Here is a 17,720-nt window from a genome sequence, read left to right as displayed (position 1 = left end):
GAAAAGAAACTATTCATAAAAAAAAGCTAGCTCTTTTTACCTATACTTATCTGGTATGGGACATATCGGTAAAACTCAGTGTAAGAAAATAGAGTTTTCTAAGAATTTACTGTAATTTTATTCATGTTTGGCACGTTACTCGTTCGTCTAGAAAATGAGGTGGATAAACTAAAAAAGCTTAAATTCTACTAGAGTAAACAATCATACAAAAATGTAAATGTCCAAGCGCTATTCAAAAATTTGATGCGTTAAAAAGTCACTTGGTGCGGATGCTGAAGGGATTTTGTCTTTTGACTCTTAAACAGAAAATATTAAGCTAACTGCTTTTGAGATGAAAAAAGATGAGCGTTCAGCTGTTTTACCAGGGGTGTAAAAGATAGCGTAATGAATCAAACTCAGTATTACGTTATTCAAATGCTACAGCCAAGGGATTCAACCATTTGAGGAACTACCGTCACAACATTAGTGGAAAATGATAACGTCAGTTTGGAAGTAATCAACAGGAGGAAATGATGAAAGAAGTTAAAGAAATTGATTTATATTCACTTGTCGTTACCGTAAAAAAAAATATTTGGATTGTTCTGGTTTCAATGTTTGTTTTTACGAGTATTGCGGCAGTATACACTTTTTTTATAGTTACTCCGACATATAAGAGTGCTGCTCAGATGTTAGTAAAGTTACCTGCAACAGAAGAGGGTGAGGAGCTAACGGTAAATGATATTAATGTCAATTTAATGTTTATCAATACCTATAAAGATTTTGCAAAAAAAGGAAATTTGATATCCCATGAAGTGCATCAACGATTGCAGGACACAACAATGAATACTTTGTCTGAAAAAGAACTAAGTAATATGGTGGTCTTGAACAACACATCGAATTCTCAGCTACTAACGTTAAAAGCCGAAGCTGATAGTCCTTATGTTGCAGCTGAGGTAGCTAATTTAACTGCAGAGGTATTTAAAGAAAAAGCCGATGAGGTCATGGGAGTTGATAAGTTAATGGTGATCGCAGAAGCAACGCCAGATACAAATCCAAGCTCGCCAAATAGTAAAATGTATCTAGTCATTGGTCTACTTTTAGGACTCATTTTTGGTACAGTTCTCGCAATAGTGATTGAATTTTTGGATGATACAGTGAAATCAGAACTAGATATTGAGTCTATGGATTTATTAGTTTTGGCGCAAATTGCGGAAATGGACGTTAGTCGAGGTTTCAACTCACTAGAGGGAAAGAGCAAACGGACAGCAAAAACAAGAAAATGATCGACCAATTAAATAATTGACTGAATGGCCTCATTTTTTATATAAGGAGAACATAGATGGTTAGAAAAACAAAAATTGAAAAATTTGAAAAACGAATTAGTCAAAATCCTAAAATCGTCAACTTGGTAACCTATCATGATAATTTTTCACCGTATACGGAACAATACCGTACGTTAGGGACAAACTTGGAAACGCTCTGTGAAAAAGCTGCGATTAAAGATATTGTCATCACGTCTTCTTTAAAAGGAGAGGGAAAAACGACAACGAGCTCTAATTTAGCAGTAATCATGGCTAAAGCTGGTTTTAAAACGTTATTGGTGGATACGGATCTGCGTAAACCAAAAGTTAATCAGACCTTTGGACTTAGTAAAAACCCAGGATTAACTAATCTGTTAACAACACCAAAGTTAAATGAAGAACAGGTGATTAACACGCTGCCAGAAGTTGAAAATTTATCGATTCTGTGTAGTGGTTTTATTCCGAGTAATCCAACTGAATTACTTAACTCAAACAAAATGAGTAAGCTGATTGCAAAATTTCGAGAAGAATATGATTTTGTGATTTATGATATACCGCCAGTACTGATGGTGACGGATGCGTTAATCGTTTCTAAAAAAGTGGACGGCACTTTAATCGTTGTACGTGAACAAATTTCTGAAAAACGAGCGGTTAAAAGAACCAAACAATTACTGGATTTAGCCGATGCCAATATTTTAGGTGCTGTTTATAATGGTGGGCATGCTAAAGAGGGCGACTATTATTATTATCAATATCGTTATTAGATAAGGAGGAACAATATGTTTTTTAGTAGAAAAATCAAAATACTCATCCTTATCATAATGGATTTAGGCTGTATATTAATAGCTAATATACTTGCTTACCTATTTCTTTCTCCCTATGTATCTATCAATGCTATGTTTTTTAAAGCCGTTGTATTTTTATCAATAGGATTGTATTTAGCTTTAGGCTGTGCGTTTCATTTATTTATTCGAGTCAACCGATATATGAGTTTAAAAGAGTTAGTGGATATCACGATAGTATTTGCTCTTTCAGCTGTCGTCAGCATCACAATTTTTGAATACATAGAATACAGTTATAGTCGACGGTTTGTTTTTTTGATATTTATGATCTCAATGATTGAAATTATGAGTGGTCGACTTCTTTGGCGCTTCTTAGTCGAAAAAAAAGAAACCTATGCTCGGCGTTATTCTGGAGAATTTAAGCGAACATTGATTATCGGAGCGGGAAGTGCAGGTAAATTATTATTACATAGTTTTGAGCAGTCTGTGAATAGTTCGGATATCAAAGTGGTGGGATTAATTGATGACCACCCAGATAAGCAACACGTTTGGATTCATGGAGTCAAGGTGCTTGGACCGATTAAAGAGTTAGCGAAAATTATTTCCGACCATCAAGTGGAGATGATTACCTTAGCCATTCCTTCTTTAAACCCATTACAGCTTAATGAACTTTTAAATGAATTAGCTACTTTACCTGTTGAGGTCAATAGTATGCCTTCAATTGAGGAAGTAGCACGAGGGAATTTGACGGTCTCAAAAATGAAAAAAATTGACTTTGTCGCTCTTCTTGGTCGAGAAGAAGTACAGTTGGAATCACAACGATTGCAAGAACAGTTACATAATAAGTGTATTTTAGTTACAGGAGCTGGCGGTTCCATCGGCTCTGAGATCTGTCGGCAAGTGGTTAAATTTCAGCCAGAACAGTTAATTTTATTAGGACATGGAGAAAATTCTGTTTACCAAATTCAACGTGAATTAAGTACCAACAGTAAAGAAAGTCCATTACCTATTTTAATTCCTGTGATTGCTGATATTAAAAATCGAGAGCAAATGTTTGAAATCATGCAAAAATATCAGCCCGATTTAGTTTATCATGCTGCTGCTCATAAACATGTTCCGTTGATGGAAAAAAATCCAGAAGAGGCGCTTCGAAATAATGTGTATGGCACGTTGAATGTTGCTGAAGCTGCGAAACATCATGGTGTTCAAACGTTTGTGATGATTTCAACGGATAAGGCTGTGAATCCTACCAATGTGATGGGTGCTAGTAAGAGAATTGCAGAAATGATTGTGACAGGCTTATATGAAGAAGGAAAAACTCGTTTTTCTGTTGTTCGATTTGGTAATGTATTAGGCTCCAGAGGAAGTGTAATTCCTATGTTTCAAGAACAAATTGAGCAAGGAGAAGCAATCACTGTGACGGATTTTCGAATGACACGTTATTTTATGACCATTCCAGAAGCGAGTAAACTGGTGTTGCAATCTGGTTCGTTGGCTCATGGCGGTGAAGTGTTCATTTTAGATATGGGAGAACCAGTAAAAATTGTTGAACTTGCGCGTAAGATGATTCATTTAAGCGGATATACATCAGAACAAATAGCTATTCAAGAAACAGGGATACGCCCAGGTGAGAAGCTCTACGAAGAATTGTTGGTAGACAAAGAACGGAAAATAGAACAAGTAGTTGAAAAAATTTTTATAGGAAATGTTTGTGGGTTTTCATTGTCAGAAGTCCGTACTTTTTTAGTCGGTATTCAAGCATTACAAGGCAATCAATTGATCCACGAAATGATTGAATTTGCGAACTTATCAAGTCAGTAAAGTAGAAAGAGGGGATTAATTGGAAAAAATTGTAATTGTAGGTGCTGGTGGATTAGGCAAAGAAGTCGCGTTCTTAGTTCGTCGTATCGAAGAATATCAACTAATTGGATTCATCGATGAAGCAGTAGAAAAAAAAGGACAAACAATCGTTGGGTTACCTGTGGTTGGCGATTTATCTTATTTACAAAAGGTAAAATATCCTTTAGCGGTAGTGTTAGCCATTGCAGACGGTGAACAACGAGCGAGATTAGTAGAGACATTGCGAACCAATTTACATTTGTCATTTCCTACTATTCAAGATCCAAGCGCCTTGATCGGCTTCAACGTGACGATGGGAGAAGGGAATATTGTGATGCCTCAGGTGACATTGACAGGCGATATTCAGATTCAAAAATTTAATATAATCAATTTAAAATGTGCTATCGGTCATGATGTTCAGCTAGGTTCTTACAATACCTTATTCCCAAATTGTTTATTAGCGGGATATGTAGGGATAAATAATTATGCAGCTTTAGGAATGGGTACTCAAGTTATTCAGAATACTCAAATTGCTAATTATGTAATTACAGGTGCTGGTACAGTTGTGATTCGTGATCTGAAAGCAAAGAGTAAAGTAGTTGGTGTACCAGCAAGAGCACTCCACACATCAAATGAACCTCCAGTAATTCCAGATACATTGGAAAATGAAAAACATACATATAATCAAACAAATACTGGAAGGGGTGAGGAAAAACGATGAAAGTTTGGATTTTTAATGTGGGTGAACCATTGCCTTTTCCACAAAATAAAACACGTTTGAGAAGGATGGGAAATTTTGCCCTATATGCTTCAGCACTAGGGATAGATATACACTTATTTTCAGTCTCGTTTGATCATTACCAGAAAGTTCAAAGAACGACGGAAGAGCGTGCTAACTATGCTATAAATGATCATTTTCAATTATCTGTGGTAAAAGTGACAGGGTATCAAAAAAATGTGTCTCTTGCCAGAATAGTATATCACCGCGAAGCAGCTAAAAAATTTGTTAAAGCAATCAAAGAAGAAGAGGAAAGACCAGATATTGTTGTTCTTGGTAGTACTCCATTGGAAGTAGTTTGTGCAGTTGCTGAATGCTTAAGAGAATGGCAGATTCCTTATGTCATTGATATTAGAGATTTGTGGCCGGCTATTTTTTCAGAGGCAGTACCTAAATTAGTTAAGCCAATAGGCGAGTTATATTGTTGGTGTGCTGAGAAAAAAGTCCGGCGTGCTTATCAAGGTGCATCGGGATTAGTGGCACTTTCTCAAGGATTTTTAAATTATGGATTGAGTTTAGCCAGTCGTGAACAGAGTGTTCAGGATAAAGTAGTCAGGATGGGCTATCCAGAATACGCTAAACTTCAAGATAATCAAACTGTTTTTCAAGCTTATTGGGGACCGTGGGGGTTGAAAACAGAAGATTTTATTGTAGCATTTACAGGGAATTTTGGCCGACAATTTGATTTTAGACCCATTATACAAGCTGCGCAGAAGCTGATTCATAATAAACGAATTAAATTTGTTTTGTGTGGTGAGGGCGAAAATTTAGAACGGATCAAGCAAGAAGCACCTAAAAATATTAGTTTCCCTGGATGGGTAGAGCAAATTGGCGTTTTCTCTCTACTTCAAGCTGCATCTTTAGGGATTGCACCGTATCGTAATAGCATGAATTTTCGATTGAATATGCCGACAAAATTTGGTGAATATTTGTATTTTTCGTTACCAATTTTAACAGCTGTTCAAGGTGAAATGAAAGACTTTGTAACAGCCCATCAGTGCGGTTGTTACTACCAAAATTCAACTGAATTAGCACGTGCAATTGAAGCCTATGTTGCTGATTTTGACCAATTGGAACAAGAGAGAGAAGCTGCTAAAAAGGCATATCAGCTATTTTTTAATGGAGAAAAAACCAATGAACAGCTGCTGGAAGGCTTAAAGGAAATTATCAATCTAGAAGCAAGTGTTATAAATAAAAAAGAACAGGAGTAAATGAAATGTCACCCTATCAAGAATTAATTGAGAAAAAAACCGCACTTTCCGTGATTGGCTTAGGTTATGTAGGAATGCCGCTGGCCGTCGCGTTTTCAAAAAAGTTACCGGTTATTGGATTTGATACGAATCAAGAAAAGGTAGCTCAATATCTTTGCGGAATCGATCCTACAAAAGAAGTTGGAGCAGAGGAAATTGCTACAGCAGAAATCCACTTTACGAATAATGAAGCAGATCTAAAAAAAGCTTCGTTTCATATTGTAGCAGTGCCAACACCTGTTACAGTAGATAAAAATCCAGATTTAGAACCTATCAAATCAGCGTGCATGCTTTTAGGCCGCAATCTAAAAAAAGGAGACATTCTGGTTTTTGAATCCACCGTTTATCCAGGTGCGACAGAAGATATTTGTATTCCAATTCTGGAAGCTCAGTCTCACTTAATCAGTGGAAAAGATTTTTTTGTGGGCTATTCTCCTGAACGAATCAACCCGGGGGATAAGGTTCATACACTAGAGTCCATTGTGAAAATCGTTTCTGGTTGTGATAATGAAACCTTAGAAACCATTGCTCAAGTTTACGAATTGGTCATCGACGCAGGCGTGCATCGCGCACCGTCAATCAAAGTCGCAGAAGCTGCGAAAGTAGTTGAAAATAGCCAGCGTGATATTAATATAGCGTTTATGAATGAATTGGCGATGGTCTTTGACAAGATGAGTATTGATACAAGTGACGTATTGGCCGCAATGGCTACGAAATGGAATGCTTTAACTTTTTATCCTGGCTTGGTTGGTGGACATTGTATCGGAGTGGATCCTTATTATTTCATTTCAGAGGCTGAAAAATTAGGCTACCATAGTCAAATTATTGCAGCTGGTCGGAAAGTGAATGATGGAATGGGGGAGTTTATTGCAGAGGTAGCAATAAAAGAGTTAATCCAAAAAGACTGTTCTGTAAAAAAAGCGCGCATCGGGATTTTAGGCTTGACGTTTAAAGAAAATTGCCCGGATATTCGCAATACTAAAGTAGTTGATATTATCACTCACTTGCACAGCTATGGCGTAGAACAAATTTTAGTTTCAGATTGTTGGGCAGATCAAGCAGAGGTTTCTAAAGAATATGGCATTGAGCTAACACCTGAAACAGAACTAAAGAATTTAGACTGTCTGATTGTAGCGGTCGGTCATGATGCATATTGCCAATTCAAATCAACAGATCTACAGCAATTTTTTGCAGCCTCATCAGATATTTTAGTTGATGTAAAAGGCTTGTATAAAGAAAATCAAAAGGATTTCCATTATTGGAACTTGTAATAAATTACCCGCTTAGATTTTATGGAGACAGAAATACATCGCCAGTTATGAGGAGCAGCTTAAATGTTAAAAAAATGTATAACGGTAATGACACATGTGTTTATCATTATCGGATTCAATATCAGTTATTGCTATGCCATTTGTCCGTTGTTTGATTATATGGGATTTTCTGCTGTTTTCTCGTTAAATAAAGTAGTGATCATTAGTTTTTTAACCTTCTTTTTTTTGATTTTTGGTGTTAATATCATCAATCCGTTTATGTCATTAGTCTGGTGGATCTTTTTTTACATGTTTTTTGTCGGAGAATCAATTTATTATCAATACACAACGGAAGGCAATTTTAAAATTTTAATAGGTATTTCCCTCCTCTTACTTTTACTGCCTCTTGGCTCAATCGGACAAATAAAGTTAGTTCCTCACAGAATTAAGGGGGACAGTTTAACCTTACTGGTGGTTCTTTCGATTTTGATGTTTATTCCCATTTTTTTAGCTTCATTTAAGTACATAAATTTAAAAAATTTGTTGTTTATTGATGTTTATGATACACGAGCTGTTTTTAAAGCAAATAAGGTGCCCATCGTAGGGTACTTAATTGTTCCGTTGTCTCGTATTTTTATCCCGTATATTATCGTGAAATCAATGGAGCAAAAGAGATACAAATATGTTGTTTTAGGCATTGGCTTAATTCTATTTATCTATCTTTGTGGTGCAGTAAAGAGTGTCTTTATGGGATTATTAGCAGTTTTTCTATTTTATGCAGGTGATTACAGATTTAAACAAAAAATATGGACTGCGATGATGGCCGTTGTGAGCTGGTTCGGATTCATAGCTTATTACTTTACCGAAAATAATACGATTATCGATATGTTTACAAGGCGTGTTTTCTTTGTCCCTGCATATTTAAATAATTTATATGTCGAATATTTTACAAATAATTATACGTACTACTCTCATTCGCCACTTGGATTAGGTTTGAGTGAAGATATGTTAGACGGAACACCTTTATCTATCTTTTTAGGCGATGCCGTGATGGGGAAAGAAATTAACGCAAATGCAGGGATTATCACCGAAGGCTATGTTGGCTTTGGTATGCCTGGAGTGATCATGATTGTACTGTTTATTGTTTTACTTTTTGCGTATCTCAATAGTTTGGATATTCAACCTCAATTTTTTGGCATCATTTTTGTCTATATTTATTTGACGAATACAGCCTTTTTATCCGTATTTTTAGTAACACATGGATTATTAGTGTTTATATTATTTGCCTATTTCTACTTAAGTAAATCTGCAGACGGACAAGAATATAGCCGAAAGAACTTCAATTCGATGTGATCATCATGGAAATCTTAGATGCTTGAAAGGAGCAAAAGTGGTGCCAAAGAAAATTTTATTATCGTCCCCTCATATGAGTAAAGAAGGGTACGAGCAGGAATATGTGAAACAAGCTTTTGATACAAACTGGGTTGCGCCATTAGGTGAAAATGTTGACAAGTTTGAACAAGAAGTAGCAAAAGAAGTAGGGACTGATTATGCAGTGGCTCTGTCATCAGGAACGGCTGCATTGCAAATGGCCTTGAAAGCTGCAAATGTAGCAGATGGTGATATTGTACTTTGCCAAAGTCTTACCTTTGTAGCAACCGTAAATCCAATCATCTATCAAGGGGCGACGCCTGTTTTTATTGACAGTGATTGGGATAGTTGGAATATGGATCCTGTCCTGCTAAAACAAGCACTGGAAAAATATCCTCAAGCAAAAGCCGTTGTAGTTGTCCATTTATATGGATTACCGGCAAAAATGCAAGAAATTACCGCACTTTGTCAAGAATACGAGGTTTCATTGATTGAAGATGCTGCAGAATCTTTAGGCAGTTATTACAAAGCGCAAGCAACTGGAACATTTGGTGAATATGGTATCTATTCGTTTAATGGCAATAAAATTATTACAACTTCCGGCGGCGGGATGCTCGTTGGGCAGCAGGAAGAAAGAATGGAAAAAGTTCGATTCTGGGCGACTCAAGCTAGAGATCCAGCTCGTCATTACCAACATAGTGAAGTAGGACATAATTATCGACTAAGCAATATCCTAGCAGGTATTGGTCGTGGTCAGTTGAAGGTCTTAGCCGAACGGGTCAAAAAGAAAAAGGAAATTTATGCCTTTTATCAAGAACAGTTACAAGACTACTCAGAAATAACTTTTATGCCTGAGAATGAATGGGCGGATGCCAATTATTGGTTAAGTTGTTTTTATTTTAATGATGGCAAGTCGCCACTCCTTTTAATAGAAGCATTGGAGCGAGAAGGAATTGAAGCACGACCGATTTGGAAGCCGATGCATTTACAGCCAGTTTTTGCAGAGTATGAAGTAGTTGGCGGTGCAGTGTCAGAAGCATTATTTAATTCGGGGATATGTTTGCCCTCGGATACGAAATTAACAAAAAATGAGTTGGCACGTGTAGTGAATAGTATTAAAAAAAATTTAGCTAATCAGTAAAATTTTACAAAAATAAATAAAGAATTGTCCGTACTTCTTATTCTTTATTTTGAGTAGCGATAGGGGAACTAAAGAAAGGGCGGTTTTTATAATGTGTTCACCAGTAATTAGTATCATTGTTCCCATTTACAAAACACACAAAGCTTATTTGTTGAAATGCCTTACCAGTTTAATTGAACAAACGGCAGATGCAATCTATTTCGAAATATTGCTAATTGATGACAATAATTTTCAAGATGAAACTGGAACAATTTGTGAAGAGTTTGCTTCGATGTACGAAAATTGTGTCGTTTATCATAAGGAAAATGGCGGTGTTTCAAGTGCTCGAAATTTAGGTATTAAAAAAGCAAAAGGGGAATTTTTATGTTTTCTCGATGCAGATGATTGGTTGGAATGTCGTGCTGTTGAAACTATGGTGAGAGCAATTGAGAAAGAATCAGATCTTGATCTGCTGTTATTTTCGCTGATGATCCATTTTCCCGATAAGCAAATTAAAAACCAATTTTGGCATACTTCTAATGAGCTATTTACAGAAGCTGACCGGCAATGTTTACAGTTGCAGCATTATGCTAAAGGGATTACCGATTATTATCCGCAATTTTTAGCATCAGGAAATCACGGGAAGTTGTATCGACGATCCGTAGTGATTCAGCACAATTTGACCTTTAATGAGCAATTGACACGAATGGAAGACAATCTTTTTAACTTATATTTCGTCGAGTATGCAAAAAAAATCATGTTTATTGATTCAGTAGTTCATGATTACAGAAAAAATAGTGAGAGTGTCACGAATAGACCAAATACGAAAATCATTGAGGAATTTGAAAAGGCGTATCGAGAAATTGAAATATTTCATCAAAAATTTGATAAGCCAAGTATTTATGATGAGGCCTTAGTGATTAAACGGTTAGTTGGCATTCATATCTATTATGATTCTTTTTGGAAAATAGCAACTGAACCCCCTCATAAAAATCAGTTAAATGAATTGTTACAGACAGAACCATACCATACTTGTTTGAAGAAAGTGAACTATACTTATTTGACTCCAAAAGAAAAAGTATATATTACTGTCTTAAAAACGAAAAATTATACGCTATTATCTTTATTGCACAAACTAGAAACGTTTTACATAAATGTTAAGGGTCAAGCAGTTAATAAAAATAACTAACACATACATGTATAAGTAGTCGTCTATTCTAAGAGTTGACTAGTTGAAAGAGAATTCAGATTATGAGATAGGAATAAGAAATGGTTAAAGAAAGATCGATTACTTTGTAGCGATTAGCAATGGAACGAGAGGAGTAAAGTCAATGCTGGTAAAGATAATGAGATATAAGGAAATTGTGAAAGATATTTTAATTAATTTACTTTCGGTGATGCTTGTAATGACTGTGATACAACTTCTTGTCTTTCCTTACCTTTCAAGAAAATTACCTGATGAACTATTTGGGCAGATCATTGCGCTTTATGGAATGAATAATATGATCATTTTATTTTTGGGAAATACACTTGGAAATGTTCGAATGCTTAAGCAACATGAAGACGTAGATTTTTCGTTATTGAGTCAATTAACTATGATTGCTTCACTAGTTATTATGGCGCTGTTAAGTTTTTATTATGGTTCTGCCTTTTCATTAGGAACAAATTGTCTGTTTGTTTTGTTTACTGGATTAGCGAATCTAAGAGCCTATACAACGGTCGATTATCGTATTTCTTTAACGTACAATAAAGTTTTACGCTTAAATTTTTGTTTAGTTTGCGGCTATCTCATAGGCGGTATAATCTTTTATTTTACCTCGAGTTGGGTGTGGATTTTTCTAGCAGGAGAAATTGGCGGACTCCTTTACCAATGGGGTTCTAAAAATAATTTGCTAATTGAATGTTTCACAACATTCTCAAAAAAAGTAGATACAAAAATGTGGCGTGAATTTTTTTCATTAAGTACCTCTAATGGGTTTGCAAATGTCGCGAATTATTTGGATCGATTTGTTATTACACCGTTGTTAGGAGCTACAAGTATGGGTGTTTATTATGCAGCTTCATCACTTTCGAAAATCTTAACGATGATGATTACACCAATGTCAAGCGTTCTTTTGTCTTATACAACAAACCAAACAATTGGTTTTGCGCGAAAAAAGATATTGACCTTGTATGCTATCATGCTGGGAATTGTCATTCCTAGTTACTTTATTTTAATAACGTTATCTAATTATTTAGTGACGATATTGTATCCTAATTATGCACACGAAGCAAAACCGTTACTTCCTATTGTGACGATAGGCATTTTGTTAAATGTGATCTATAGCGTACTACATCCATTTATTTTAAAAAAATATTCAATCCATTATCAAATGGTGATCCAAGTGATTTATTTAATTTTTTATGGCGTACTATCGATTGTGCTTAGTCACCGTAATGGACTAATAGGGTTTGCTTGGGCCTTTTCATTGGCTTCGGTTATCAAATTATTCATGCAGTTGGTAATCGTTGTTTTCAAAAAAGAACCTAGTAGAAAAACACTTTTGTCATAAATAAAGAACCTACACCGTCATTACTGGATAAGCAAAAAAACTATAGCAACGACTATTTTAAAAAGAGAGAAGTGACAATCGTGAATGTGATTCATGTGAATTCAGGCCATACGAATACTATCTATAAATCAATTGTAGACAATTTATTTCAATCTGGGGTGGATCAACGGGTTTATAAATTTGTACCTTACGTTCATCAAGATAGCATAGATTATGATGACTATGTGGATATAAGACAAGTATATGATAAATGGAATCGTTACTTTTTCCATATAAAACATGAGAAAGCACAGAATGATTTTATGGCCTACTTAGAGGATAAGAAGCCAGACATTATTCATGCCCATACATTGTTCTCTAATGGTTACTTAGCTTATAGAGCTTACCAAGAAAAAAAAATTCCTTATGTTGTCGCGGTTAGAGGAACGGATATCAATATTTTTTTCAAATACATGCTTCATTTAAGAAAAGTAGGACTGACTATCTTACTCCATGCCTCTAAAATTATTTTTATTTCGCCAACACTAAAAAAAAATTTGTTTGATACCTATGTACCTGAAGGGATTCGAGCGCAGCTGGAAGCAAAATCTACAGTGATACCTAATGGGATTGATGAATTTTACTTTGATGGAGTTTCTGTACCTAAAAAACGGAAAGAGGCTGGAAAGCTGGTCGTTTTGACTGCCGCTTGGATTGATAAAAATAAAAATCAGCTGACTGTTTGCAAGGCACTTGAGCATCTACGTATGACTGAAGGAATTGATATCGACTATCGCATTATAGGTGGTGTGCAAAAGGAAAAGACGCACCAGCATTTGTTAAAGCAATTACAATCGTTTGATTTTGTCAAAATTATACCTCGAATGGACAAAGCTGAATTAATCCAAGAAATCCGAGCAGCAGATATTTCGGTGATGGTTTCATATCAAGAAACTTTCGGCTTGTTTTATATTGAGTCGCTACTTCAAAATACACCAATTATCTATACTAAAAATCAAGGGATTGATGGTTTTTTTGAAGAAGGACTCGTTGGCTATTCAGCAGATCCCCATTCGGAGCTGGATATTGCGAGTAAAATACTAAAAGTCTTAGCAAATTACGAAAGATTATCGTCAAATACACAAGAGCAGACTAGTCAATTTACATGGTCAACAGTAACTGCTAGTTATAAAGAGCTTTATGAATCTGTTCTCACAAACGCAACAAATCAAACATAAATAATACTACATAAATATAAAGGAGTTTTTGGTGATGTCTTATATACGCAAAGAGGTAAGGAGAAAAAAAACAAAGAAAATCAATTACAAAAAACTTTTAGTAATCTTATCAGCACTAGTTATGATAATGACAATTAGTATCGGTTTTCTTTATAGCAAAAAAAGAAATCAGGAGATTCTTTCTACTCAGGTTGTACAAGAAACAATAGAGAAGTCGGATTCGTCGATAGCCTCTTTATTTGTGGATGACGAACAGATTTTTCTCAAACCTAATGTGACTATGGGACAGTTGAGCCAACAACGAGTCGAAGTAGATAAGATAGAAAATAAAATGGAAAAAGAACAGCAGTTGAAGGTATTAGAGGAAGCAAGTGATAAATGCTATATTTTAGCAACGCTCACAAATTTATACCAAGATGCTATTCGTACTGACGGGACAATTGCAGAACATGCGCAACTAAAATCAGGTGCATCTATTGAAAACACAAAAACACTTAAAAAAGTAGTAGAAGCCAATCAGGAAAAAGACGACTTTTATCAACAAGTATGGGTGCTCTTAACGAAATAAACACGGATTGTATTAGCGATAACATTAAATAATAGCAAAAATTTTTAAGAACGGAAGACTTTAAAACGAGGCTGAAATTATTATGAGATATAGAAGCGAATGTGTAGTAAGAGTTATCTCTTTCAATCATTTGACAAGCAATAATCAAAATTTGGTTCAGTAAATAAAAAGGAGAGACGTAAATGATTGATTTACATTGCCATATTCTTCCAGGGATAGATGATGGTCCTAAAACAATAGAAGAGTCACTTGAAATGGCAGAAAAAGCAGTGGCAGATGGAATCTTGCGTATCGTTTGTACTCCGCATTATTCTTTACAGTATCCTAATACACGTATGTTCATTGCTCCGAAAGTGCAGCAATTACAGCAAGAACTAGATAAGCGAAAGCTTCCGTTAACCTTATATGCTGGGCAGGAAGTACGTTTGACAGGGGAGCTGATGCACCAGATAGAAACAGATAAAATTCAATTCATCGATCCCAAGAAGCGTTATTTTTTACTAGAATTCCCTAAGCAGGAAGTTCCTTTTTATGCGGTGACGCTGATTGAAAAAGTAATAAAAAAAGGAACGATTCCCATTATTGTTCACCCAGAATGCAATCTTGGTTTTATTAAAGATCCGAATAAACTTATTCCCTTTATTGAATTAGGTGCATTGACACAGGTAACAGCACCGAGTCTTTTAGGGCTTTATGGAAAACAAATTCAAACAACAGCTGAAAAAATGGTTGATCATGGCTTGATTCATATGCTTGCTTCAGATGCCCATCGTCGACAAGAGCGAGATTTTTATTTGAGAGAAGCCTATAAGGTTATTGAGCGAACCAAAGGAATAGCAAAAGTACAGGAATGGAAAACAACTGCGGAAAATGTTTTAGCGGGTCAAACGATAATAATGCCAAGCTATCGACCTATTTCACATAAGAAGTTTTGGCTATTTAATTAAGAAACTGAAAAGGAGTTAGTTGAGATGAAAAAAAAGAACAAACCTGAGCGGAAGAAAAGAAAAGGGTGGCTGACCTTTCTGTGGGGATTTCTTTTTCTTCTCCTTGTTATTGTAATTGTTGCTGCTGCCTGTATTGGAAAAATTTATTGGGATGTAAAAAAAACATCCAATGCCATCCATAACGATGTACCAATTGAAATGCGGGGCGCCTCATCATTTGATCATAAGAAAGATGATATTGTAACAGGTAAACCTTTTTCTGTCTTAATTATGGGGATTGATACAGGAGATTTTGGCAGGACGGATATTGGACGTTCAGATACGATGATGGTGGCAACCGTGAATCAGAAGAAAAAAGAAACCTTACTTATGAGCGTTCCACGGGATACATACACAGAAATTAGTGGTAAAGGTTTTCCAGATAAAATTAATCATGCGTATGCTTTTGGCGGTGCGGCGATGGCAATGGACACAACAGAGAATCTCCTAAATATTCCAATCCATTATTATATTTGGCTAAACATGAAAGGAATGTCAGATTTGGTTGATGTTTTAGGTGGAATAACGGTGATGAACCCAACCGCATTTACTTATGCTAAGTTTGATTATCCAGTAGGCGAGTTGAAAATGGGAGGACTTGAAGCATTACAATATACACGGATGAGAAAAGAAGACCCTCGAGGCGATTACGGACGACAAGAACGACAGCGAATTGTACTGGAAGCGATCAGTAAAAAGTTATTAAACCTCTCTAATGTGACCAAGTACCAATCTATTTTGAATGTATTAGGTGAAAATATGCAGACTAATTTAACTCTAGAGGAAATGCGAGATATTGAACAAAATTATCACTCTGCACTCGTCAATATTAGGGGAGACTATATGCAAGGTGAAGGAGCGATGATTGACGGCGGCTCCTATCAGCTCATTCCGGAAGCTGAGCTTTCACGTGTTCAAAAAGAACTTGCAAAAAGTTTACAACAGTAACGATAAAAATTTTACTAGAAATATGTATGTTAAGTCTTTCTAGCTTGTACCTAAGTGTTAAGACAGCTACTAGGACAATAAAAAGAAAACAGCAAAGGAGAAAGCTGAATGAGAAAAAGAATTAAATTTAACTGGTATCAGTTGATTATGAAACGGCTTATAGATATCGTTTTGTCAGGAATAACACTTATCATGCTTAGTCCATTGTTTCTGTTACTTTATCTATTAGTAGGAGTGATAATTGGAAGACCTGTACTATTTTGTCAAGATCGTCCAGGGAAAAATGGGGAAATATTTAAGCTCTATAAGTTTCGGACAATGAACAATAAGAGAGATGATCAAGGGAAACTACTTTCTGATGATGTACGTTTAACACCGTTCGGTCGATTTTTAAGAACTACTAGTTTAGATGAGTTACCAGAGCTATGGAATGTCTTTATCGGAGATATGTCACTTGTAGGTCCAAGACCCTTATTAGTAAAATACTTACCATTATATACAACGGAACAACAAAAAAGACATCTAGTGAAGCCGGGATTAACTGGTCTGGCGCAAGTTAGTGGTCGTAACTTATTAAGCTGGGAAGAAAAATTGAAGTTAGATGTTCATTATGTAACTCATCTGTCTTTTTTTCATGACATAAAAGTTATCTGCTTGACAGTTGTGAAACTGATAACTAGAGAAGGTATTAGTGCACAAGGTCATGCAACAATGCAAGAATTTAAAGGAAACGAAAAAGAAAGCTGAACATTACGGTGATTGAGACATCTAAAGGACATGCTAGTTATTTAAAATTCGGATAATATGAAAAAAATGAGTACTATTGTAATAATCATAAACAAAAAAATGATCGCACAAATATGGGAAAAGGTCCGAAAATATAGAATAAATAGAGGTTGCTTCTGCTCCCACTGTTGGATAAATGTCAATAAAGTAGACACAAATAGAGAATAGGTTTGCGGAAGGAAAGTAGAGTTTATTACCACGTACGAAAATTAGAATAAAAAATCCATCAACCCCTATTGAAATAAAAGAATTTTTGTTATAGAAAATACATTTAGTATATTCTGTTTTGACGTAGTATTTAAAAAATCAGTCCAATATATCATTGCAATAAAGGTCTTAATTCATAAAAATAACAATTAATAATTCATATTACTCGTTTTATTCAAAAAAATTCTATACAATATAATTAGAAAACAAGTAAAGCATTAATGGAGGGGATAATAATGAATAACGTTATGGAACAATTAAGGAAGTATACATTGTTACGAGGAATTGTTTATATGATTTTTGGCTTGTTGGTTGTGATTAACCCAAGAAGTGTATTCCAATTAGCTGTCTATTTTATATCTGCTTATATTGCAATTATGGGTGTATTAAATCTTTATGATGGTTTTAAAGTCAAAAAAGCAACTGGAACTTATGGAATGAGTTTTCTTGGTGGAATTGTTTTACTAGTGATTGCGGGCATCGTGCTTGTTTTTGCAAAAGGAATCGTAAGTATTTTACCGATTTTCCTAGGTTTAGTGATCGTGATTGTTGGGGTCACTCGTGCTATTCAATCATTCAATTTACGCACATATGTCAATGTTAGCTGGTTGCCGATGCTGATTTACAGTGTAATTTTGATTATTGCTGGATTGGTTTTAACATTTAATCCATTTAGTAGTTTGCTAGTACTTTTCCAATTATTTGGTGGTATTTTGATTTTTATGGGAATTGGCGAAATCGTTTCTTACTTCCAATTGCGTAAAATCAATTAAAAGTGAATGGATA

The 17,720-nt window shown here is 35.3% G+C and carries 16 protein-coding genes; all 16 read left to right on the top strand.

What is annotated here, in order from left to right:
• Nucleotides 1-512 precede the first annotated feature (512 nt).
• The 16 genes from BCR21_RS07280 to BCR21_RS07205 all read left to right on the top strand — a co-directional run bounded on the left by BCR21_RS07280 (nt 513) and on the right by BCR21_RS07205 (nt 17,707).
• Nucleotides 513-1,262, top strand: coding sequence for a YveK family protein (locus tag BCR21_RS07280; RefSeq protein WP_069645822.1), 750 nt, complete (start codon nt 513-515; stop codon nt 1,260-1,262).
• Nucleotides 1,263-1,318: 56 nt separating this feature from the next.
• A complete protein-coding gene (locus BCR21_RS07275; protein WP_069645821.1) occupies nt 1,319-2,044 on the top strand; it encodes a CpsD/CapB family tyrosine-protein kinase in 726 nt (241 codons plus the stop codon).
• A 15-nt stretch (nt 2,045-2,059) separates the two neighbouring features.
• A complete protein-coding gene (locus BCR21_RS07270) occupies nt 2,060-3,883 on the top strand; it encodes a polysaccharide biosynthesis protein (protein ID WP_069645820.1) in 1,824 nt (607 codons plus the stop codon).
• A gap of 19 nt (nt 3,884-3,902) precedes the next feature.
• Entirely contained in the window at nt 3,903-4,622 is a 720-nt protein-coding gene (locus BCR21_RS07265; protein ID WP_069645819.1) for an acetyltransferase, read from the top strand.
• Nucleotides 4,619-5,890: a glycosyltransferase family 4 protein gene (locus BCR21_RS07260; protein WP_069645818.1), complete on the top strand. Its 1,272-nt coding sequence runs from the start codon at nt 4,619-4,621 to the stop codon at nt 5,888-5,890. Before BCR21_RS07265 ends, BCR21_RS07260 begins: the two co-directional genes overlap by 4 nt.
• A 5-nt stretch (nt 5,891-5,895) precedes the next feature.
• Nucleotides 5,896-7,200: a nucleotide sugar dehydrogenase gene (locus BCR21_RS07255; RefSeq protein ID WP_069645817.1), complete on the top strand. Its 1,305-nt coding sequence runs from the start codon at nt 5,896-5,898 to the stop codon at nt 7,198-7,200.
• A gap of 63 nt (nt 7,201-7,263) precedes the next feature.
• The gene (locus BCR21_RS07250; protein ID WP_069645816.1) at nt 7,264-8,532 is read left to right on the top strand and encodes a hypothetical protein; all 1,269 of its coding nucleotides are present in this window, start codon (nt 7,264-7,266) and stop codon (nt 8,530-8,532) included.
• A gap of 73 nt (nt 8,533-8,605) precedes the next feature.
• Nucleotides 8,606-9,691 (top strand): aminotransferase class I/II-fold pyridoxal phosphate-dependent enzyme, encoded by a 1,086-nt coding sequence (locus tag BCR21_RS07245; protein ID WP_069646033.1) that lies wholly within the window; start codon nt 8,606-8,608, stop codon nt 9,689-9,691.
• 91 nt (nt 9,692-9,782) lie between these two features.
• Nucleotides 9,783-10,859: a glycosyltransferase family 2 protein gene (locus tag BCR21_RS07240; protein WP_069645815.1), complete on the top strand. Its 1,077-nt coding sequence runs from the start codon at nt 9,783-9,785 to the stop codon at nt 10,857-10,859.
• 142 nt (nt 10,860-11,001) lie between these two features.
• On the top strand, nt 11,002-12,222 hold the full coding sequence (locus tag BCR21_RS07235) for a lipopolysaccharide biosynthesis protein (RefSeq protein WP_069645814.1): 1,221 nt from the start codon (nt 11,002-11,004) through the stop codon (nt 12,220-12,222).
• Between the two features lie 80 nt (nt 12,223-12,302).
• Nucleotides 12,303-13,439: a glycosyltransferase family 4 protein gene (locus tag BCR21_RS07230; protein ID WP_069645813.1), complete on the top strand. Its 1,137-nt coding sequence runs from the start codon at nt 12,303-12,305 to the stop codon at nt 13,437-13,439.
• A gap of 34 nt (nt 13,440-13,473) precedes the next feature.
• A complete protein-coding gene (locus BCR21_RS07225) occupies nt 13,474-14,007 on the top strand; it encodes a cell division site-positioning protein MapZ family protein (protein ID WP_069645812.1) in 534 nt (177 codons plus the stop codon).
• Between the two features lie 182 nt (nt 14,008-14,189).
• The gene (locus BCR21_RS07220) at nt 14,190-14,954 is read left to right on the top strand and encodes a tyrosine-protein phosphatase (RefSeq protein WP_069645811.1); all 765 of its coding nucleotides are present in this window, start codon (nt 14,190-14,192) and stop codon (nt 14,952-14,954) included.
• Between the two features lie 24 nt (nt 14,955-14,978).
• The gene (locus BCR21_RS07215) at nt 14,979-15,941 is read left to right on the top strand and encodes an LCP family glycopolymer transferase (protein WP_069645810.1); all 963 of its coding nucleotides are present in this window, start codon (nt 14,979-14,981) and stop codon (nt 15,939-15,941) included.
• 108 nt (nt 15,942-16,049) lie between these two features.
• Nucleotides 16,050-16,688, top strand: coding sequence for a sugar transferase (locus BCR21_RS07210; protein WP_069645809.1), 639 nt, complete (start codon nt 16,050-16,052; stop codon nt 16,686-16,688).
• A 482-nt stretch (nt 16,689-17,170) separates the two neighbouring features.
• Nucleotides 17,171-17,707, top strand: a complete 537-nt coding sequence (locus BCR21_RS07205; protein WP_069645808.1) for an HdeD family acid-resistance protein — start codon at nt 17,171-17,173, stop codon at nt 17,705-17,707.
• Nucleotides 17,708-17,720: the final 13 nt, after the last annotated feature.

The organism is Enterococcus ureasiticus (assembly GCF_001730285.1).
GTDB classification, from domain to species: Bacteria; Bacillota; Bacilli; order Lactobacillales; family Enterococcaceae; genus Enterococcus_L; species Enterococcus_L ureasiticus.
The sequence above is the reverse complement of the archived record's forward strand: the minus strand, read 5'-3'. Positions and strand labels throughout refer to the sequence as shown.